This is a genomic window from Gammaproteobacteria bacterium (assembly GCA_013696315.1).
Classification (GTDB): domain Bacteria; phylum Pseudomonadota; class Gammaproteobacteria; order JACCYU01; family JACCYU01; genus JACCYU01.
Genome location: JACCYU010000220.1, coordinates 1 through 21,899 on the forward strand (window position 1 = coordinate 1; position 21,899 = coordinate 21,899).

The window sequence follows — 21,899 nt, forward strand, 5'->3', positions numbered from 1 at the left end:
CCCGCACCACTGACCATGTTGCCGTTGGCGTCGTGTACGTAGCTGTGCTCCCCGGCACGGGTGACTACGTGCGGGCGCACCGGATCGTAAGCGTACGCGCCCATGTCCGTCTTGTTGGTGATGTTGCCTAGGGCATCGTAACCGATGCTCTGGGGCGCCGCGGCGCCGCCGGCTACCGTATTGGTTTCGGTCAGCCGATTGAGCGCATCGTAACCAAACGTCTCGCTTGAGCCCCGGGCCTGGTCCTCACGGCGCTCGAGATTGCCCAGCGCATCGAAGTCGTACTTGAGATATTGAACGCTGCCGCCGCCGCCGCTCAGGATAGTTTGCAGACGCCCCGACGCGGATTCGTATACGCTGGTGGTGACCAGGCCGTTGCCCAGGGTTTCGTTGGTAAGCTTGCCTTCCGCGTTGGCGCGGATTCGGCTTGCGATAAACCGGCGGTAGTAAACGGGCGCTCAATTGCAGCAGCGGCACCATTTGACCGGCGAACGGTCGCCGACCTCCGTCTCACCAGTCCTACAATCCCCAGCCCATGCCTTGCAAGTGGGCAAACCGTGATCGCTCGCCGGTGAGCAGCTCTCTTGTGAACACGCAAATCTAGGAGGGTCACATGAGACTCAGGTTGCCTGGAAAGAAGGCAAGCAATGATCGCAAGCGTTCTCGAGCAATTCAAACGAAGGCGCAAAGCTGAGGAGGCTCACATGCACAAGATCAAGGAACCTGCTCTTAGTTGGACCTACCATTACTTCGTGCTTTTGTTTTTCATTTTGCTACCCGGTTGCGGCGGCGGAGGAGACGGTGCCGATCCTGGCGGCAGTCAACCTACGCCCGATTTTGTTGTGTCGGGAACCGTCAGCGCTCCGAATGCGACGATAGCCTTTCGAGTTAAACCGAGGTTCCTTGAGAATATCGCGCAGCTCATGATACCGGCCGTACACGCGCGACTGAATGGAACGAGACTGGTGCCAGATGGCACATTGGTGCGGTTGGTGAGAATCAATCGTGCCGGAAACGAACAAGGGGCGCTTGCCTCGACCAAGACAGTTGCCGGCAAGTACGGCTTCAATCTTACAAAACTGCGGCTTAAACCCGCCAACAACCTGATCGTGAAGGCAGTAAACAAATCTACCGGCGCGCTGTTACGAGCCTTCGTGAGTCATCAACGCGTTGATATTGATCCGATTTCGGAGGCATCTGTACGAGTTATATTGAATAAGGTCGCGGTTACTCAGGATTCTCTCTCAAACTTCACGCCTAACGAGGTGGCGAAGATTACCGCGGCCATCGAGCTGTTTGCGCGCGTAAACAATTTGCGATCTGCCACGGATATCGAAGAAACGGTTACAGCAATAGAGGCTGCACTAGCAGACGACTCGACGATTAGACGTTTTGTTTCGGCCGCGGCACAACATGGTGAAACGAATGCCGCTCCGGGCGACATCGGCAATTACTTTCCTTTCGATCAAAGAGCTGCCTGGAATTATCAAGGTAAGATCGTTACGCCCGGCCAAATAACAAGCCACTATGGCAATACAGTTACGGTCGAAGGAACTAGAAACATCGCTGGAGCGAATACCACCGTTTTCCTAGAGAGTTATCCACTAGCTGCTGTCTCAAACGATGAGCAATTCTTCACAAAAAGTGCGGTAGGTATTACGGACTGGTCAGAGGTTGCTGACGGTGTGCTGACTACGCCGTACACGGCTGTGTCATTTCCTCCCGTGACTGGATCGACAGTGACGCATCTGCAAGACGTACGCCTCAACAATCTAGACATCGATGGAGACTATAGAGCCGATCAAGCAGTCGGCGATTCAAAGATTTCGATAGCAGGCTTTGGCTTTGTGGAGGTTCCCGCGGGTAGGTTCCAGAATGCCTTAATCATCAAGACGACGTCTAACCTGGATCTAACGTCCTCGCAAACTGGTGCGCGCAGCTCCATTAGGGGCACCAGCACTGAGTGGTACGCCGCAGCTGTTGGACTAGTCAAGAAGGAAATTCGGTTCGACGGCAAGCAAGATACCCAGACTATCGCAACCTCTATAACCGAAGAGCTAACAAGCGTATCCGGCCTAGAAATACCGCCAGGGGAACCAGGGTTACCGGAGATCGTAGAAATCGATTTAAAGACTAATGACATCGTTTACGACGCGGCAAGCAAGCGCGCTTACGCGAGTGTGCCGAGCCGTGAGGGAGCCAGGGGCAACAGCATTACAATAATCAATCCTCAGTCGGCGAAGATCGAGCATTCAATTTTCGTCGGATCGGAGCCAGGACCTTTAGCCCTCTCCAAGAATGGCGCGCGCTTGTATGTCGGATTGCAAGGTACGGCGGCTACGGCGGCTATTCGACCCGTCGATCTATCCACGCGGATCCCGGGCGCGTCGTTCAGTCTGGGTAGAAGCGATAGTTCTGGACTCCGTTTAATTCCGGAAGATATCGAGGTTTCTCCAGATGACCCTGCGGTCATAGCAGTCTCCGGAATGGCTGGTGGTGAATCCCATCAAGGAATAGCCATCTTTCAAGATGGCGTCCGACGATCCAAGATGACACCAAACACTGGTGGTAGCTTAATTGAGTTTTCTGAGTCAGGAAGCATTCTTTACGGGTATACCCTCCGCTTTAGTAGCCATGGTTTCTATACTTATTCTGTTGATGAATATGGGATAACGGAGACCGGCGTAACCGAAGGCCTAATCGATGGCGAGAATATAAACGTAGAGTTTCAGGCGGGCCGCATTTATGCAGGGTCAGGTGAAGTCGTTGATGCAATGACCAGCTCGCTAGTCGGTAAGTATGATGTACCCGATAATTTCTATTATAATCGAAGTGTAGTTGCGCCAGATGCCGCGGCAGGACGTGTGTATTTCGCAAGTCTATCGGACGATGCCTACATATCATTGGAGGTGTTTGATCTGGATACTTTTACACGAGTAGGCACGTTCGCGATTCCTAACCAAGACTTTCGGAATAGGGTCGTTAATATCGTTAAGGCAGGCTCTGATCACTTACTAATCGGAACTCAGAAGAAAGTGTTCGTAGTCGATACAAGATTCATAAATTGAACTTCTACGCATGGAACTCTCGCCCGGCTTTAACCTCCTTGACGTACTCTTTGCGCAACACGAAATCCCCAAAGTGCTCGCCATCCTCGCGCTCTTTGGCGTAGCGCTTTATGATGGGCGTGAGTTCGGCCAGGATCTTGTCTTCGGTAATGCCTTCTCGATAAAGCTTGCCCAGGCGCTGGCCGTGGAATCCGGCGCCCAGATAAACGTTGTAGTGACCGACCGATTTACCGACGAAACCGATCTCGGCGATGTAAGGCCGGGCGCAGCCATTCGGGCAGCCGGTCATGCGTAAGGTGATGGTGTCGTCGCGCAGGCCGGCGTCCAGCATCACCTCTTCCAGTTTCGTGATAAGGCTGGGGAGGTAACGCTCGCTTTCGGCCATCGCCAGGCCGCAGGTCGGCAGCGCCACGCAGGCCATGGAGTTCACGCGCAACGCGGAATGACCGGCGCCGTCGTCCAGCTTATATTTTTTGATCAGCCGTCCGATCTGCGTTTTCTGTTTTTCAGGAATGCTCGCGATGATGAGGTTCTGATTGGCGGTGACTCTAAAATCGCCTTTGTGCATCTTCGCGATCTCGCGCAACCCTGTCATCATCGGATAATCATCGAGGTCGTGAATGCGGCCGTTCTCGATAAATAACGTCAGATGCCATTTGTTGTCAGCGCCTTTCACCCAGCCGTAGCGATCGCCATTATCGGTGAATTCGAACGACCGCGCGGGTTCAAGCGCCCACCCCAGACGTGATTCCAGCTCGTCCTTGAACCACTCCACGCCGCGATCGTCGATGGTGTACTTCAAACGCGCGTGCTTGCGATTGCCGCGATCGCCGAAGTCGCGCTGCGTCTTGACCACGTGTTCGGCGACTTCGATCACCTGCTCTGGCTTGCAGAAGCCGATTACGTCGGCCAGGCGCGGATAGGTTTCCGGTTCACTGTGCGTCATGCCCATGCCGCCGCCGACCGTGACGTTGAAGCCGGTCAGTTTTTCGTTTTCGACGATGGCGATGAAACCTAGATCGTGCGCGTAGATGTCCACGTCGTTGCTGGGCGGCACCGCGATTACGACCTTGAATTTACGCGGCAGGTACACCTTGCCGTAAATCGGCTCGTCGGTCTCCGGCGTGCCGGCCACGGGCTTTTCGTCCAGCCAGATCTGATGATAAGCGCGCGTCTTCGGCAACAGGTGTTCGCTGATTTTTCTGGCGTGCTCGTACACGGTCGCGTGCACCGCCGATTGATGCGGATTGGGATTGCACATCACGTTGCGGTTGACGTCGCCGCAGGCAGCGATGGTATCCAGCAAGGTGTCGTTGATCTCGCGAATGGTGCGCTTGAGATTGCGTTTGAGAATGCCGTGCAGCTGGAACGTTTGACGTGTCGTGAGTCGCAACGTCCCGTTCGCGTGTGTGTTGGCCACGCGATCCAGATCCAGCCATTGCTCTGGCGTACACACGCCGGCCGGCATGCGCACCCGGATCATGAATGAATAGGCCGGCTCCAGCTTCTGCCGGCGGCGCTCCTGACGCAAATCGCGATCGTCTTGCTGATAGCTTCCGTGAAACTTGAGCAGCGCGGTGTCGTCCTCCGAGATCGCGCCGGTGATGGGATCGGCAAGCCCCCGCTCGATCGTGCCGTGCAGGTAATTGCTGTTGTCCTTGATGACCTCGACACCGGACCGCTGTGCTTTGGATTGATCGTTCATATTGGATTGGTCACCACCGGGTTACAGGGAGTTCAGGCGCTGAGCGCACCGTTTGGAGTCTGGATGTGGATGCGTTCGTGAAAGGCAACAACAGCTAATACACGTCGCGCTGATAGCGCTTGTCCCTTTGCAGACCCTTGACGTAGTCGGCCGCCATTCGCGCGGACAGCCCGCCGCCCTCTCTCGCCACGATGTCGATCAACGCCGCGTGCACGTCGTGCGCCATGCGGTCGGCATCGCCGCACACGTAGAAATAGGCGCCCTCCTGCAGCCAGGCGTAGATGTCGCGGCTGCGCTCCAGCATGCGATGCTGAACATACACTTTTTGATCGGTATCGCGCGAGAAGGCCACGTCCATGCGCGTGAGCACCTTGTCCTTCAGCCATCGCTGCCAATCGATCTGATAGAGAAAATCGGTAGTGAAATGCTGATCGCCGAAGAACAGCCAGTTCTTGCCACCCGCGCCCAGCGTCTCGCGCTCCTCGATAAACGCGCGAAACGGCGCGACACCCGTACCCGGACCGACCATGATCACCGGCGCCTGGCCGTCGGCCGGCAACTTGAAGTTCTTGTTGCTATCGACGTAGACCGGAATCGTATCACCTTCAGCGAGCCGCTCGGCACAATGGCTGGACGCGACACCCTTGCGTGGCCGGCCGTGGGCTTCGTAACGCACGGCGGCGATGGTCAGATGTGCCTCGTCGGGATTGGCCTGCTGACTGGATGCGATCGAATAAAGTCGCGGCGGCAGCTTGCGCAGCATGCCGGTGAATTCGTCGGCGCTGATAGATTCAATCGGAAACTGCAGCGCCAGATCGATGATGTCGCGGCCATGGATGTATGCCGTCAGAGCCTTCTTGTTGCCGTCGTCCAGCAGCTTCAATAGTTTCTCGGACTGGCTCCGCGCGGCGTACCGGACGAGAAACGGCCGGGTCAGAATGGCGATCTCGTAGGCGTGACTCAGCGCGTTTGTTAAGCTCATCTCGCCTTCGAAAGTCGCCACCGTTTCGTTGCCGTAGAGCTTCAACGTATCGATCAGCTCGGCCACGAACTCCGGGCTGTTGCTGGGCATCACCCCAAGCGAATCGCCGGGCTCGAACACCAGGCCGGAGCCCTCCAGCGACAGCTCCACGTGGCGGGTTTCCTTGGCGGAACCGCGCCCGTTAAGCACCAGATTCTCGAGCACCGCGGCCGGAAACGGGTTCTTCTTGGTGTAAAGCGACGCGATTTTTGCACCCGGCGCCGCGGCTTGCTGGACAGCAACGCCCGCGACGGCGCCCTGCGGCGCTTGCAGAAATTCGGCGAATCCTTCCAGCGCGCCTTCGATCCAGGCTTCCGCCGTCTCTTCGTAATCCACGTCGCAGTCACCGCGCGCGTAGACGCGCTGCGCACCCAGCGCCTCAAGCCCCTTATCGAAATCCTGTCCGGTCTGGCAGAAATTCTCGTAACTGGTGTCACCCAGCGCCAGTACCGAGTAACGCAGGTTTTTGAGCTCAGGCGCTTTTTTACTCAGCAGAAAAGCGTGCAGTTCCTCCGCGTTGTCCGGCGGATCGCCTTCGCCGTGTGTGCTGACCACCAGCAACAGGTTCTGCTCGTTTTTCAGCTGGTTCTTTTTGTAATCGCCCATGTCCTTGACACTGGCGCTGAATCCCCGCGCGATAGCCTTGTCATATATTTGACGGGCGATGGTTTCGCCATTGCCGGTCTGCGAGCCATAAAGAATCGTCAGGCGTGGCTGCCCGCCAGTCTGCGGTGCTTGTGCCGTCTGCGCCTGGGGCACACCCTGACCGGCCCAGTTTATGCCCGCCAGGAAACCGCTCACCCAGGTGACCTGTTGCGGCGACAGGCTTTGCACCAGGCGGTTGAGCTGGTCCGCCTGCTCTTCGGTGAGCGGCGTGCTGTGCTCGCTTAGAGAAATCAACTGCATGGGCGGGATAAAGTTTTGGCAATGGTGTGGAGCGTGTTCAGCCGCCATACCATACCGGCATGTCAGCAATGGCGAAAAGAACCAATCGCTATAGTTATATAACGAAAGCGTCTTAACCCGGCGAAGTCATCATGGGCGCGCTTGATTATAATTTTTTTATCCAGCTCATCATATCTTTTGATGGCAACCCCCTGATTAATTTTTGTGCACGATTGATTTAAGCGCACAGAGCGCGGCTCAGGCGTGATTGTTGGCCTCTGACCCTCAAGTTATCCACAGGTTCTGGAACGGGTTTCCACGAGTTTATACACACTATCTTGTGTTGACGCGAAACGAAACCACATCTTATAGTGGTACACGCGTTGTGATAACGATTTCACACACAAGCGGCGCGCAACCACGATCCCGCACGCGACTGAGGAAATTCAGATGCTATTCGAGCTTTCCACCGCCCCACGCACAAACACGCGACCCAACGGCAAACCCGCTGTGGCCGCCGAGATCGCCGCGGCCGCACCAGGACGCTATCGCGTGATCCGGCGCAACGGCAAGGTCACCGAGTTCGACAGGGACAAGATCAAGATCGCGGTCACCAAAGCGTTTCTCGCCGTGGAGGGCGGCAATGCCGCCGCCTCCGGACGCATCCGCGAGGCCGTGGATCGCCTGACCGAACGCGTAACCGGCGCGCTGGCGCGCAACCTGCCGGACGGCGGCATCTTTCACATCGAGGACATTCAGGACCAGGTTGAACTGGCGCTGATGCGCGGCGAACATTACAAAGTCGCGCGCGCTTATGTGCTGTATCGCGAAGAGCACGCCAGGGCGCGCGCCGCGCACAAAGTCAGGGCCCGGAAAGCAAACGCGCAGCCGGCGCTTAAAGTCACGTTGCCCGACGGCAGCTTAAAGCCGCTGGATATTGAACGGCTGCACAGGGTCGTGAACGAGGCATGCCGCGGTACGGCGGATGTCGATCCCAAACCGATAATTGCCGAGACCGTGCGGAATCTCTACGAAGGCGTGCACGAGCACGAAGTCGGCACCGCGCTGACTCTGGCCGCGCGCACCCTGATCGAGAAAGAACCGAACTACACCTATGTCTCGGCGCGCCTGCTGCTGGACAATCTGCGTCGCGAGGCGTTGTCGTTTCTGGCCGCCGGACATCGTGAGGCGACTTTCGAGGAGATGCGTGGGCTTTACCCGCGGTATTTTGGGGAGTACGTCGCGCGCGCCGCCGAACTGGAGCTTCTGGACGCTAAACTCGCGACCGAATACGACCTCGATAAACTGGGCGCGGCGCTCAAGCCCGAGCGCGACCACCAGTTCACCTACCTCGGCCTGCAAACCTTGTACGACCGCTATTTTCTGCATGCCGGCGGCACGCATTTCGAGCTGCCGCAGGCGTTCTTCATGCGTGTCGCCATGGGTCTGGCGATCAATGAGATCGACCGCGAGGCGCGCGCGGTAGAATTTTATAATCTGCTGTCGTCGTTCGACCTCATGAGTTCCACGCCCACCCTGTTCAACGCCGGCACCTTGCGGCCGCAGTTGTCCAGTTGTTACCTGACCACGGTGCCGGATGATCTCTACGGCATCTTCGAATCCATTCAGGACGATGCGATGCTCTCCAAGTTCGCCGGCGGTTTGGGCAACGACTGGACGCGGGTGCGCGCGATGGGCTCGCACATCAAGGGCACTAACGGCAAGTCGCAGGGCATCGTGCCGTTTCTTAAAGTGGCCAACGACACCGCGGTAGCGGTCAACCAGGGCGGCAAGCGCAAAGGCGCGATGTGCGCCTATCTCGAAACCTGGCATCTGGATATCGAGGAGTTCATCCAGCTGCGCAAGAACACGGGTGACGAGCGCCGGCGCACCCACGACATGAACACCGCCAACTGGATTCCGGATCTGTTCTTAAAGCGCGTTATCGAAGACGGGCAGTGGACCTTGTTCTCCCCCAACGAGACCGCGGACCTGCATGATTTGTACGGTCGCGCATTCGAGCAGCGTTACGCCGAATACGAAGCACAGGCCGCGCGCGGCGAGATTAGGAACTTTAAGCAGCTCAACGCCCTCGATCTGTGGCGCAAGATGCTGAGCATGGTGTACGAGACCGGCCATCCGTGGATGACCTTCAAGGACCCGTGTAATTTGCGCTCGCCGCAAGGCCACACCGGCGTGGTGCATTGCTCTAATCTGTGCACCGAGATCACCCTGAACACTTCGGACGACGAGATCGCGGTGTGCAATCTGGCCTCGGTCAACCTCGCCGCGCACGTGGACAACCAGGGCCTGGATCATAAAAAGATGGAGCGTACCGTCGCCACCGCCATGCGCATGCTGGACAACGTGATCGACTACAACTATTACAGCGTCGGCAAGGCGCGCGCCGCGAATCTGCGTCATCGTCCGGTAGGTCTAGGGATCATGGGATTTCAGGACGCGCTGTACAAGCTGCGCATTCCGTACGCGAGTGACGCCGCGGTGGAAATCGCCGATCGCTCCATGGAAGCGATCAGCTACTACGCCATCAAGGCGTCCACCGACCTGGCCTGCGAGCGCGGCGCGTATTCGAGTTTCAGCGGTTCACTGTGGAGTCAGGGTGTGCTGCCGATCGATTCTATAGCGCGGCTCGAGCGGGAACGCGCCGGCTATCTGGAGATGGATCGCTCCAGCACGCTGGACTGGGACACCTTACGCGAGCGCGTGAAAACCGTCGGCATGCGCAATTCCAACACCATGGCGATCGCGCCCACGGCGACCATTTCCAACATCTGCGGCGTCACGCAGAGCATCGAACCCACGTATCAGAACCTGTTCGTCAAATCAAACCTGTCGGGCGAGTTCACCTGCATCAATCCTTTTCTGGTCAATGATCTCAAACAGCGTGGTCTGTGGGACGAGGTGATGGTCAACGACCTCAAATACTACGATGGCAGCGTGCAGGCCATCGACCGCGTGCCCGCCGAACTCAAGGCGCTGTACGCGACGGCTTTCGAGGTCGATCCAGAATTTCTGGTGGAAGCCGGGTCACGCAGGCAAAAGTGGATCGACCAGGCGCAGTCGTTGAATCTGTATATGGCGCAGCCCTCCGGCAAGAAGATCGACAATCTTTATCGGCTGGCCTGGACGCGCGGCCTGAAAACGACGTATTACCTGCGCTCGCTGGGCGCTACGCACGTTGAGAAAAGCACCATGAGCGACGGGCGCGCCAGCAAGCTGAACGCGGTGCCAACCAACGGAGCGGGCAACCAGGACGAACCGCAGGCCTGCGCGATCGACGATCCCGATTGCGAAGCTTGCCAGTAGCGCCGCATTCTAAAACGTATCAACTGTCACGCGCGGAGACGATGCCAACAATGCCTTCGCGGCCTCGCGCGCCGCTGGCTTTCGCGCCGCGCAAACCGCGGTCGAAATCATGATGCGGACACCTTAATGCCGAGAAATAGAGACGGAGACTGGAAATGCTGAACTGGGACGAACCGACCGGCGAACGTCATGACTATGACGCCAATGCGTCGCGCGGAAACAATCGCACGCCTGCCGAATTAAATTCCTATTCGCTGTCCGCAGGTCTTGCGGCCTCGCCTCCGGCGCACGTCGAGATCGCGGTCGACGATCACGGCGCGACCGGCCTGGAAGAAGTGGAGATGGGCGCCGGGCGCATCCGCGTGGACGACAAGAGAATCATCAACTGCCGCGCCGACCTGAATCAGCTGGTGCCATTCAAATACAAATGGGCCTGGCAGAAATACCTGGACGGCTGCGCCAATCACTGGATGCCACAGGAAATCAACATGAACGCGGACATCGCGCTGTGGAGATCATCCGGCGGATTGAGCAACGATGAGCGTCTGATTCTCAAGCGCTCACTGGGCTTTTTCGCCAGCGCCGAATCCTTGATCGCCAACAACCTCGTGCTGGCTGTTTATCGTCACATCACCAATCCAGAGTGCCGCCAGTACCTGTTGCGGCAGGCGTTCGAGGAGGCCGTGCACACGCACTGTTTCCAGTACATCGTAGAATCGCTTGGTTTGGACGAAAAAGAAATCTTCAACATGTACCGCGAGATTCCCGCGGTGCACGAGAAGGCCGCCTGGGCGCTGCCTTATACGCAATCTTTAGGCGATCCGCAGTTCCACACCGGCACGGCGGAGACCGATCAAAGATTACTGCGCGATCTGATCGCGTTCTACGTGATTTTTGAAGGCATCTTCTTCTACGGCGGCTTCATGCAGTTTCTCTCCTTCGGCCGGCGTAACAAAATGACCGGCACCGCCGAGCAGGTGCAGTACATCCTGCGCGACGAATCCATGCATCTTAATTTTGGCATCGATCTCATCAACCAGATCAAGATCGAGAATCCGCATCTGTGGAGCGAAAGTTTCAAGGCTGAAGCGCAAAAGATGATTCGCGAGGCCGCCCAACTCGAAATCCGCTATACGCAGGACAGCATGCCGCACGGCGTGCTGGGCTTGAACGCCGGCATGGTCAACGAATACCTGCACTTCATCGCCAACCGCCGCTGCGCGCAAATTGGCTTGTCCGAACTCTGGCCCGGCACGGAAAATCCGTTCCCGTGGATGAGCGAGATGGTGGATTTGAACAAGGAGAAAAACTTCTTCGAGACGCGCGTGACCGAGTATCAGACTGGCGGGACGTTGAGTTGGGATTAGGTTCGAAAGAGACTGGTGCGTTAGGCCTGAGACAAAACTAAATGGCTCAAGCGCAAGCTAATCAACAATCGAAAGTCCTCGTGATCGTGCGCGGCGGCGTCGCTGAGGTATACGCTGAGCCTGGAACCGATGTGTGTCTGGTCGATTATTATTGCAACAGCTGTGCGCATGACTTTGAACTAAAAAGCAAGAAAGGAAGACGTGGAGGAAAGATCGTAGATGGCGCTTTTTTAACCATGACGGCGCGAATCGATGACGGGACACAGCCTAACCTGCTACTGCTTGCCTACGAATCACAACTATTACGTGCAAAGTCTGGCGCTGATCCCACGAGTATTCTTGGTTAGAGATCATCGAGAGGCGGAAACCTCTGGCGCCGACAGCTCAACGCGCCGGCTGGATAGGATGCAATATCTGCATAGGGATAATTCCCTTCGAAGGCCGCATATTTTACATACGCGACACAAAACTGATTTCACAGCAGGAAGTAATTAACCAGGGGGCAAAAAGCCGTTTCCCTGGAAGATTCGATCCTGCGTCTAGAGGCTGGATAGTTTCAGTCATGGAATGTGTGGAAAAACGTGGAAAGAAGGAGTTCTCCCTTCGCGAGATGTATGAGTTTGAGGGAAGCTTACAGAGGAGATTCCCAGGAAATCGGCACATAGGACCGAAAATCAGACAGCATCTGCAAGTCTTGCGCGATAAGCGATGGCTTTCGTTTCTTGGAAATGGTCGCTATAAGCTGGAGCAATAAAAATCGCCGTATCACAAAAATGGAGCCATGAAAGCTCGCGGGCTTTAAGTCGTCCTGTACACCGATCACGGTCGGCACACACACCACGGCATGCACGCCGCCGATTACGCCGCCCGTTCAAACGCAGATCGTAGGGCGCTGAAGCAGATGTACCCACTACATCCATTGAGCCAACTCCCCGCAGTTTGGCCACTCCATACTGGGGATTGCTGCGTTTGTCACATTCCGGCGGCGTTCTCTTGCGCACGCATCCCGCCGGCGCTATGAAGGCACCAAGGCTTGAGTGAACGCCGCATAGCGATCGCGGAGCGAACTCGGAGCGAAAAGTTCACGCACAAGGAGCTTGCCGTGGAAAGACTGATCACAGACTTCTGTTTTCTGCCCGCCTATCAGGACGTATTTACTGGCGAAACTCATCTGCCGCTGGGCGCCGACGGTGGGGTGTCCTCTACGCACACTTTGCATGGTCTTCCGGATACGTGGGTGCTTTCGCTGGACGATGAGGGCCGGCCGTTGGTGCTGAAGGCGCATATCACCGCCGGCTTCATGTGCAGTGGACGCTTTTACACACCCGATGAGCTGGCAAGCATTTCTTACGATGGCTGAGTCTTCCCTGACCAGCGCAGCGCCATCATCTCATTGACGCAAGAATCCCTTTGACACCCGGTATCCGGGCGTTCCGGCGCGCATGCCGCTTCGATGCTAGAATCGCCAAACCCGCACGACTTGTATTGAATAAAGATCGGGTTGAATAACGAACGAATATTACAGAGAAAAGAACCATGCTTACCGGAGTTGTCATCTATCGTGTCATCATCGGCGCCCTGGTTGCTTCTACCGCGATGACCGGATGGACCGCCTATTATTTCGAAGTCGATGCAGCGCGGCGACATCGGCAAAAGTCCGCGGTGATGGAAACTCAACTCACCAAACAGATCACGGCGCTTCAGCGGCGTAGCGATACCGTGCGCCAGGCGTGCGACGCGCGGCAAAAAGCCGCATCGGAACCAGACGCCGCCGACAGTCGCACGGAAACTCAGCTCGTCACCAGACTCGCGGAGCGCGACGATCTGAATTCGCGCGTGGACACGGCGCGCACCGACCAGACGCGAATAGCCGAAGAGTTGCAAGCCATGCTTAGCGAGCGTGACCGGCTGGCCGCGCAACTGGATTCAGCGAAGGGCGCGCAGGCCGAATTGCGCACCGCACTCAAGGCTAACAAGGCCCGGATCAATGCGGCAGTCGCCGAACTCGAAGGCTCGCAACGACAACGTGCGACCCTGCAAGAACGCCAGCAGCGCTTGCGTACGCGTCTGGATGCGGCCATCGAGAAACAATCGAAATTGCGCGCGCGCCTGCAGGCGACCAAAAAGCGTATCGATGCCAAGCAATTGGAACTGCGGGCCGCGAAGGAGAAGCTCGATAAACTGCAATCTAACCTGAGCGACGCGACCGGCCGGATTGCGCGACTGACCACGGCGGTCGATCGCGCAGAACAGGCACGGCAACAGGAAATCGAGCGATTCGAGCAACTCAAGATCGCGCTCGAGAACAAGCTCCGCAGTCAGGAAATCACGATCGAACGCCTGCGCAACGACCGCACGCTAATCCGTGTGGGCGGGGACATTTTGTTTAGTCTCGGTTCCGCCGAACTCAAGCCCAATGGCGCCGAGGCGCTGCGCCTGATCGCCGAGGCGCTGAAGGAATTTCCCGGCCGCCAAGTCAGTCTTGAGGGTCATACCGATAACCTGACGATCGGCGGCGCTTTAAGCGAAATCTATCCCAGCAACTGGGAGCTGTCCGCCGCGCGCGGCGCGCGAGCCGCCCGCTTCCTGCAAACCGAAGCCGGCATCGACCCGCGCCGCCTGCGCGTGGTGGGCTACAGCGAGTATCGGCCGGTAGCGCCCAACGACGAACCTGGCCGGCGTGCGCGCAATCGTCGCATCGAGATCATGCTGCTGCCGCGCGCGAAGAACGTTTCGGTCAAGCAGGCTGAACTTCCGCATACGCCCTGATAAGAGACCCAACAAGCGGACTAGACGTCTTGCGGCCAGGGCGCGAGAGCGATTCACACCGGCACAGCGAAGCCCGGCGCCGAACAACCCCGACGGCGCGAAGAAGACACGCGACGGCCTTTGGGACCATCACCAAATTTCTACCCGTGCGCTGGGCTTGGAATTCGATACCGTGCGCGAATGTTAGAATCCTGACATGAACAGCCAGTTTATCGTGCGTATGGGGATTGCCGCGGTGGTGCTGCTGGCGCTGGCAATCCTGCTGGTGCTGTTCCTGCTGGCGTCCGACCTCGCGTTTACCGTGCGCGATCAACTGACTGAGGCCCCGCACTGGGTAGGCCTCACGTACGTCGCCGTGCTTGCGATATTTCTGATCGTTAGTGCGATTGTCATCTGGCGATTGCTCGCACCATCCGGCCACAAGAAGGTGATGCCCGCGCCGCTGGACGAGAACAAGCTGCGCACAGACATCGATAGGCATGCGGCGAGCGGCATCGATGTCACCGGCTCCCGCACCGAATTGCAGGAACTGGATCGCCGTCGCTCGGACGGTCAGGTTTATATCGCGCTTTACGGCGAGATCAGCAGTGGCAAGACCTCGCTGATCCGCGCGCTGGTCCCCAAAGCGCGCGCGGAAGAGCAAGCGCTGGTTGACGTGCGCGGCGGCACGACCCGGTCGGTGCGCCGCTACACCTGGCGCACACAAGGCGGCGATGAGTTAATTCTCGCCGACGTTCCCGGCTTCAACGAGGCCGGCAACCGCGCCCCGCAAACCGCGCACGAGGAAGCCGTGCGCGCTCATCTGGTCGTGTATGTGTGCGATGGCGATATCACGCGCAATCAGTGGCAGGACCTGGAAGCGCTGCAACGCTACGGCAAGCCGATGGTCGTCGCTCTCAACAAGGGCGACCGCTATCAACCCCAAGACCTGGCACAGATTCAGGCACGTATCCGCGAACGCGTTTCCGCCGACGCGCCGCTGGTGGTCGTGCAGGCCGGCGGCAATGAAGAGATAGTGCGCGTGTTGTCCGATGGTCGCGAGGAAACCGCGGTGCGCGAGCGCGCCGTGGACGTCGAATCGCTGGTGGTGGCGTTGCAGAACCTGCTGATCGAGCGCCAGGAACTGCTGGGCCCGCTGCGCGACAACGCCATCATTCTGCTGGCGGCGGGCAAGCTCGAGCACAACTTGAGTGATTTTCGACGCCGCACGGCCGATGCGCTGGTCGAGCGCTACACCCGCCGGGCGGTGGTGGGCGGGCTCGCGGCGTTTGCGCCCGGCGCGGACATCATCATTCAGGGCGCGCTGGCGACCAGCTTCGTGCGCGCCCTGTGCGAGTTGTACGAGATTCCGGTGCGCACAGTCGATCTGGACAAGTTTCTCAAGTCTATCAAAAGTCGCGTCGGCCGCTCGCTGCCGCTGATTCTGGCAATTGCCGGCAACGCGCTCAAAGCCTTTCCGGGGCTGGGCACGGTAGTCGGCGGCCTCACACACGCGGTCGCCTATGGCCTGTTGTTTCAGAGCCTGGGGCGAGCGCTGGTCGAAAGTTTGAGCACCAGCGGCGCGCTGGATACGCGCGCCACTACCAAAGCGTTCGAGGAGAAACTGCGTGAAAATCTGGCAACGCGTGCGCGAGAGCTTGCCGTTCTCGCCCTCGCGGAAAAGAGACGCGATACAAGCAGTAGCTCCTGACGCACCGGCCGACGAGTCGCTCGGCGACGCGCTCGAAAAGGTCAGGGAGAGCCTGCACATGCTGCTGGACGACCCCAACGTCCCGGCAGCAGTGCGCGCGCAACTGGCGCCCGAGTACGAAGATCTGGAGACCATGCTCGACAAGCTCGAACACGGCGATATCCACATCGCGGCATTTGGACGCGTAGGCGTGGGCAAGTCTTCGCTGTTGAATGCACTACTGGGCGAGCACCGCTTTTACGTCAGCGCGCTGCACGGCGCGACGCAACGGGCGGAGACGGCGACGTGGCGGCAGAACGCGCAAAGCAACGTGGTGCTGTACGACACGCCCGGCATCGACGAGATCGGCGGCGAAGATCGCGAGCGCCAGGCCAGCGACGTCGCGCGGCGGAGCGATCTGGTGTTATTCGTGGTGGACGGCGACATAACCGACACGGAACTGCGCGCCCTGCGGGGTCTCGCCGGCGAGAACCGGCCGCTCTTGCTGGTGCTCAACAAGGCTGACCGCTACACCGCGCCCGAACGCGAGCTGCTAGTGCGTCACATTACCGAGCGCACGCACGGGCTGGTCGATTCGGCCAACGTGGTCACCAGCGCCGCTTCGCCCGGCGAGCGCATTTACGTCGAGCGCGACGCCGTGGGCGGCGAGCGCGAGGTGCGACGCCGCCCGGCCGCGGACATAATTCACCTTCAGGAACATCTGTGGGCAATTCTGGAGCGCGAGGGCAAGACGCTCGCCGCGATCAACGCCGGCCTGTTCGCGGGACACTTGAGCGACCAGGTCGCCGCACGCATCACCGAGGTCAAGCAGGCGCTGGCGCAACGGGTGATCAATAATTACTGCCTGGGCAAAGGTCTGGCGGTGGCGTTCAACCCCGTGCCCGTCGCCGACCTGGTGGCCGCCGCCGCGCTGGACATGGCGCTGGTGATTCACTTGAGTCGCGTGTACGGGTTGCCCGTGACACGCCGCGAGGCCGGCAACCTGATTCAGGTCATAATGACGCAGATCGCCGCGCTCATGGGCGCGGTGTGGGCGGTGAATCTGCTGTCTTCGGCGCTCAAGCTCTCCAGCGCCGGGCTGACGACGTTGCTGACCGCCAGCGCGCAAGGCGCGGTAGCGTATTACGGGACGTACGTCGTCGGGCGCAGTGCGGCGCGCTATTTCGCGCACGGCAAATCCTGGGGCAAAGGCGGCGCCAAGCGCGCGGTGCAAGAAGTGCTGGATGGCATCGATCGCGATTCCGTGCTCAAACAGGCGCGCGACGACATTCGCGCGCGGCTGCGCGCGACACAAACCGGCTAATGTCGTGCCCCACAAATAATTTCCTTGTTTTTAAGCCGTCATTCCGGCCGGCCAAGACCGGGCCGAGTAATCCATTGGTAGGGACGTCTGTTTCACTGGATTCGCGCCTGCGCGGGCATAACGGATAGTGGTGAAATTAATGAATGGAGCGGCGCTCTGGAGATAAAACAGCAGGCGCGAGATTTGAATCCGACGCGTGGCGATCACAACTCGCTTGCATGCGATGCGTATGCGCGTCTCACGACGCACCCCAACCCTGGCGTCGGCGCCATGGGATGCGCGCGATGACGACACCCAATAACACGCTGCCGAGCGTTACGGCCACGCCTGTCACGAACCAGTCGCGCAGCGCCTGCACCTTCAGCGCGTCGTTTTCGTCCATCAACGCCCGCACGGTCTCGCGCTCGGTACGCAGTGCGCGCTCCAGTCGCTGGTTGTCGGCTTGCGTGGCGCGCGGTCTGGCGGTGCGTTTGCGCAATGCGTTCAACGTCGCGTCGAGCGCGCCCGCAGAGCGCGTCAGTTGTGAATTACGCCGCTGCAGATCCTCGACGCGGGCGTGTAGTTGTCGCACATCCTGGCGGCTTTGTTTCAGTGCGGCCTCCCGGTCTTCGAAGCGCTTTTCCGCGGCGGCAAGCCGGGCACGGCCGCTGGGGACGTGCATCAGATCCTCCATGCGCACCCAGCCTTCCGATCCCTGCGCTCTTACGAGGGTAAATCCGCGGACGCCCTTTTGCAGCACTTCGACTGGCGTGCCGCTGGCGACCAGGGTGACGATGCGGGAGTCTTCGCGGGGCTCTTCGCGCACCGCCGCCTGAAATTCGTCGCTGATGTAAAGCGTCGTCTGCGCCCCCGCAGGCAAGCTGAGCGCCAGCAGCCACAGCGTCGCAACCAGACCGCGGATATTGCGGCGCATGATGGTCATTATCCCTCCCCTGCGAGCCTTCTGGCCTGCGTGCGCGTACCGGTCGCGAGTGTCACGCGCTCATCGGTATGCGGGATCAAACTGCGCGAACCACTGACCGAAGCCGTCGGACGCACCGCGATCGTAGTACATATTGCGCAGTGCAAGGCCGCCCGTTGTGCCCAGCGGCGCGCCCGCGATCATGCTGTGAAACCGCTCTCCGCCCAGCAGTCGATGAGAGATCGTGAGATATAACCGCGCCAGGCGTCGCGCCCGCAGCATGGTCTCCAGCATGCGCGGCCCGGCGATCAGGTACAGGCAGCGGTAGCCGAGACGGCCCAGCGCGTCCACCAGCGGTGCGCCCTCCACCGCCTGATCCGCGCCTGCGAAAATCACCTTACAACCCTGCGCTTGCAGCGCCCGCGCGCGCGCGGGGTCGGCCGCCTGGCCGGTTGCGACGTACAAGGTCTGCCCGTGCGCCGCAATCGAGTCCGGCACGGTAAAATTCAGGCTGGCGCTGGCGACCACCACTGCCGGCTGTATCGACAATCCATTATCCAAGCGCCATTCGAGCAAATCGCCGCCGGCTTCCACCTGCAGAATATTGCCCAGACGGCCCAGGCGAAGCGCGCGTAGATAACCTGTGTGCGTGATCAAACAATCGGCCTGCGCGTGCAGCTCCTGGAACAGACGGAAATCGTTGCCGTCGCTTAAACCATCGGGCAGATATGATTCACCGCTGCCGGCATCGATCAGCGCGATCCGCCCGTCCAGACTGGACACGAAATTTGCGTATACGAACGGCTTGTCCGCGCTGCCCAGTTCGAACAGGCGCTGCCGCAGGTAAAGCCCCTTCAAGGCTTGTTCCGGGCCTGGATCGGGATACAGCGGTAAAATTTTCGCGGTCATGCGCGTGCGATTATAAACTTTCGAAGCGCGCAACGATGCGAGGTTCTCTGATTCGAGTGTGAACGGCGCGCGTCACACGTCAACTTGAACACCGCCGTCGCCGGTCACCCACGCCACGGGCATATGCGACGTGTTGTGGGCGAAACCGGCGCGACTGTGGTTGTCGATGACGATCAGACCAGCTTCGCTGGACGTGCGGCAGACGAATAATTCCATCGCGGCTTTAGCGGCCTGCGTGGCGTCAACACCTGATGCTAAGCGATCGACCGCCCATTTCGCCAGCACCACGCGGATGATGTCCTCGCCGATGCCGGTGCACGATACACCGCCGACGTCGCTGGCGTAGGTACCGCTGCCGATCTGTGGCGAATCGCCGACGCGGCCCGGCAGCATGCCGGAAATGCCGCCGGTGGAGGTGCCCGCGGCAAAGCGTCCTTGCGCATCCCGCGCCACGCAGCCGACCGTGCCGTGTTTCGCTTCCCAGCGCTTGAGCCGGCGCTCGGTGATCAATTCGGACGGATCGCAGACCGGTACGCCCTGATCGCGCGCGAAGCGCTCCGCGCCGGCAGCCACCAGAAGCACGTGCCGGCCATCCTCCAGCACCATGCGGGCGAGCTGGATGGGATTGCGCACGCGCTCCACCGCCGCCACCGCGCCGGCCCGCAAGTCCTCGCCGTTCATGATCGAGGCGTCCAACTGCACCACCCCGTCGGCATTGAGCGCCGCGCCCGTCCCGGCGTTGAAGACGGGATTATTCTCCAGACAGGTGACCGCGGCGACTACCGCATCCAGCGCCGCGCCGCCATTTTTTAGCACGTCCCAGCCAGCCATCGCCGCTTCACGGCAACCCGCGCGCGCGGGCTCTACATGTTTTTCGCGCAACGGGCCCGCGCCGCCGTGCACGATGATCGATGCTGTTTGCATGGGTTTGACGCCGGTCCAAAAGGCGTCATTGTACGAACTCGTGCGCGCCACGGCACCTGTTTCCCCGCCGTGGCTGAACATGGGCGGCTACGACTCTATACTAGCCCCTACACATCCAGACCTATTCTCATGCAAATCGCAGAGACACAAATGAAAGATGCCGCCATCGCCAGGGTCGCGCTGGCCGCGCGCAGCCGCTTGACCGGCGCGCAGGCGACCGCCGCCGAGCGTTTTGCGCGCGCCTATTTCGGCGGCGTGGCGGCCGAGGATCTGGCCGGCAAGACGCCCGAAGACCTTTACGGCGCCGTGCTTGCCCACTGGCAACTGGCGCAGCGGCGGCAACAGGGGACACCCAACATCCGCGTCTACAACCCGAGCGCGGCGGAGCACGGCTGGCGCAGCCCGCACACCGTGGTCGAGATCGTCACTGACGATATGCCCTTCCTGGTGGACTCAGTCAGTATGGAACTGAACCGGCACGGCCTCACCATCCATCTCAGTATTCATCCGGTCATGCGCATGCGGCGCGATTCCCACGGCGAACTGATCGATGTGATTGCCGCCAGGGTCGATGGGGACACACAGGCCGAAGCGATCATGCATTTCGAGGTGGACCAGGAGACCGACGCCGCCGCGCTGACAGGACTTCGCGCCCATCTGGAACGGGTCTTGAGTGACGTGCGCGCGGTGGTGGAAGACTGGATCAAGATGCGCGCCCGCCTCTACGACGTGATGTCCGCGCTGGAGACACAGACCCAGCCGGTGCCGGACGAGGAGCTCACCGAAACTCTGGCCTTGCTGCGCTGGATCGACAATCACCACTTCACCTTCATCGGCTTTCGTACCTTCGATCTGGTCACGCAGGACGACCAGCTGACGCTGCGCGTCGCGCCGGGGTCGGGCCTGGGCGTCTTTCGCGACTGCAAGGACGAGCCGATCCCGATCCCGCCGCATCTGCATGACGCGGCGCGGGCTAAGGAATTGCTGATTATCACCAAATCCACCGCGCGCTCCACCGTGCATCGCCCGGCGCATCTTGATCACGTCGGCATCAAGCGCTTCGACGTCGATGGGCGCGTGATCGGCGAATGGCGTTTTCAGGGCCTTTACTCCTATCTGGCCTACAGCACCCGTCCCAGCGAGATCCCGCTGCTAAAGCGCAAGGTCGCGAGAGTGCTGGAGCGCGCCGACCTCGAACCCAACAGTCACGCCGGCAAAGCTTTGCGCAACATCCTCGACCAACTGCCGCGCGACGAGATGTTTCAGGCCGCGGAGGACGAATTGTTCGACATCGCCGTCGGCATACTGCATTTACAGGAGCGCGGACGGCTGAAGCTGTTCCTGCGCCGCGATATTTACGGGCGCTTTGTGAGCGCGCTGGTGTACGCGCCGCGCGACCGTTACAACACCACTTTGCGCCTCAGGTTCCAAGAGATCCTGATGGAAGCGTTCGAGGGCCTGAGTTCGGAATTCAACGTGCAGTTCTCCGACTCCGTGCTGGCGCGCGTCTATTTCATCATCCGCACGCCGCTGAACAGCACGGTGGAAGTCGCCGCGGCCGAGCTTGAAGCGCGCATGGCCAGCGCCATGCTGGCGTGGGAGGACCAGCTGCTCGCGGTCTTTTACGATCACCTCGGCGAAGCGCAGGGCAAACATCTCTGGCAGCGCTATCGGGATGCATTTCCGACGTCTTACCGGGAAGACTTTTCCGCGCTCGCGGCGTTCCGGGACATCGAGGGGCTGCAGAGCATTTTGGAAAGCCGGCACTTGACAGCGCATTTGTATCGTCTCAGATACGCTGCGAACAACATGTTGCGTTTCAAGGTGTTCGGCCGCCACGCGCCACTAGCACTGTCCGACGTACTGCCCATCCTGGAACGCATGGGGCTGCGCGTGCTCGCCGCACGACCTTACGAGATCCATCCGCGCGACGCGCAACCCTGCTGGATTCTCGATTTCGAAATGACCACGGCGCCCGGCCTGAACGTGGAAGTGCTGGAAGTGAGGGATATCTTTCAGGACACGTTCAC

General features: G+C 59.6%; 16 protein-coding genes and 1 pseudogene. 11 read left to right on the forward strand and 6 right to left on the reverse strand.

What is annotated here, in order from left to right; all coding sequences use genetic code 11:
• Positions 1 to 434, reverse strand: a 434-nt coding sequence (locus H0V34_12950) for an RHS repeat protein (GenBank protein MBA2492554.1), incomplete at its 3' end; no start/stop codon positions are given.
• Positions 435 to 704: 270 nt separating this feature from the next.
• On the opposite strand from H0V34_12950, the gene H0V34_12955 reads away from it, so the two are divergent.
• Positions 705 to 3,068, forward strand: a complete 2,364-nt coding sequence (locus H0V34_12955) for a hypothetical protein (GenBank protein MBA2492555.1) — start codon at positions 705 to 707, stop codon at positions 3,066 to 3,068.
• A 4-nt stretch (positions 3,069 to 3,072) separates the two neighbouring features.
• On the opposite strand, the gene cysI is transcribed toward H0V34_12955, so the two are convergent.
• Both cysI and H0V34_12965 read right to left on the reverse strand, forming a co-directional pair.
• On the reverse strand, positions 3,073 to 4,773 hold the full coding sequence (gene cysI, locus H0V34_12960; GenBank protein ID MBA2492556.1) for an assimilatory sulfite reductase (NADPH) hemoprotein subunit: 1,701 nt from the start codon (positions 4,771 to 4,773) through the stop codon (positions 3,073 to 3,075).
• A 94-nt stretch (positions 4,774 to 4,867) separates the two neighbouring features.
• Positions 4,868 to 6,700, reverse strand: a complete 1,833-nt coding sequence (locus H0V34_12965; GenBank protein MBA2492557.1) for an assimilatory sulfite reductase (NADPH) flavoprotein subunit — start codon at positions 6,698 to 6,700, stop codon at positions 4,868 to 4,870.
• Positions 6,701 to 7,129: 429 nt separating this feature from the next.
• On the opposite strand from H0V34_12965, the gene H0V34_12970 reads away from it, so the two are divergent.
• The 9 genes and pseudogenes from H0V34_12970 to H0V34_13010 all read left to right on the forward strand — a co-directional run bounded on the left by H0V34_12970 (position 7,130) and on the right by H0V34_13010 (position 17,135).
• Complete coding sequence (locus H0V34_12970; protein ID MBA2492558.1) at positions 7,130 to 10,006, forward strand: ribonucleoside-diphosphate reductase subunit alpha; 2,877 nt, start codon at positions 7,130 to 7,132, stop codon at positions 10,004 to 10,006.
• 155 nt (positions 10,007 to 10,161) lie between these two features.
• Positions 10,162 to 11,373: a ribonucleotide-diphosphate reductase subunit beta gene (locus H0V34_12975; protein ID MBA2492559.1), complete on the forward strand. Its 1,212-nt coding sequence runs from the start codon at positions 10,162 to 10,164 to the stop codon at positions 11,371 to 11,373.
• 41 nt (positions 11,374 to 11,414) lie between these two features.
• The gene (locus H0V34_12980) at positions 11,415 to 11,720 is read left to right on the forward strand and encodes a hypothetical protein (protein ID MBA2492560.1); all 306 of its coding nucleotides are present in this window, start codon (positions 11,415 to 11,417) and stop codon (positions 11,718 to 11,720) included.
• A 2-nt stretch (positions 11,721 to 11,722) separates the two neighbouring features.
• Positions 11,723 to 11,887: pseudogene (locus H0V34_12985) on the forward strand (restriction endonuclease).
• Positions 11,888 to 11,935: 48 nt separating this feature from the next.
• The gene (locus tag H0V34_12990; protein ID MBA2492561.1) at positions 11,936 to 12,127 is read left to right on the forward strand and encodes a hypothetical protein; all 192 of its coding nucleotides are present in this window, start codon (positions 11,936 to 11,938) and stop codon (positions 12,125 to 12,127) included.
• A gap of 348 nt (positions 12,128 to 12,475) precedes the next feature.
• Positions 12,476 to 12,733, forward strand: a complete 258-nt coding sequence (locus H0V34_12995) for a hypothetical protein (GenBank protein ID MBA2492562.1) — start codon at positions 12,476 to 12,478, stop codon at positions 12,731 to 12,733.
• Between the two features lie 176 nt (positions 12,734 to 12,909).
• Positions 12,910 to 14,142, forward strand: coding sequence for an OmpA family protein (locus H0V34_13000; protein MBA2492563.1), 1,233 nt, complete (start codon positions 12,910 to 12,912; stop codon positions 14,140 to 14,142).
• A gap of 196 nt (positions 14,143 to 14,338) precedes the next feature.
• Complete coding sequence (locus tag H0V34_13005) at positions 14,339 to 15,832, forward strand: 50S ribosome-binding GTPase (GenBank protein ID MBA2492564.1); 1,494 nt, start codon at positions 14,339 to 14,341, stop codon at positions 15,830 to 15,832.
• A 58-nt stretch (positions 15,833 to 15,890) separates the two neighbouring features.
• Entirely contained in the window at positions 15,891 to 17,135 is a 1,245-nt protein-coding gene (locus tag H0V34_13010; protein MBA2492565.1) for a DUF697 domain-containing protein, read from the forward strand.
• A 238-nt stretch (positions 17,136 to 17,373) separates the two neighbouring features.
• On the opposite strand, the gene H0V34_13015 is transcribed toward H0V34_13010, so the two are convergent.
• From H0V34_13015 to H0V34_13025, 3 genes are all read right to left on the reverse strand, one after another.
• Positions 17,374 to 18,057, reverse strand: coding sequence for a TIGR04211 family SH3 domain-containing protein (locus H0V34_13015; protein ID MBA2492566.1), 684 nt, complete (start codon positions 18,055 to 18,057; stop codon positions 17,374 to 17,376).
• 60 nt (positions 18,058 to 18,117) lie between these two features.
• A complete protein-coding gene (locus H0V34_13020) occupies positions 18,118 to 18,945 on the reverse strand; it encodes a dihydrofolate reductase family protein (GenBank protein MBA2492567.1) in 828 nt (275 codons plus the stop codon).
• 72 nt (positions 18,946 to 19,017) lie between these two features.
• Positions 19,018 to 19,869, reverse strand: coding sequence for an isoaspartyl peptidase/L-asparaginase (locus tag H0V34_13025; GenBank protein MBA2492568.1), 852 nt, complete (start codon positions 19,867 to 19,869; stop codon positions 19,018 to 19,020).
• Positions 19,870 to 20,019: 150 nt separating this feature from the next.
• On the opposite strand from H0V34_13025, the gene H0V34_13030 reads away from it, so the two are divergent.
• On the forward strand, positions 20,020 to 21,899 hold a 1,880-nt coding region (locus H0V34_13030; protein MBA2492569.1), incomplete at its 3' end, for an NAD-glutamate dehydrogenase.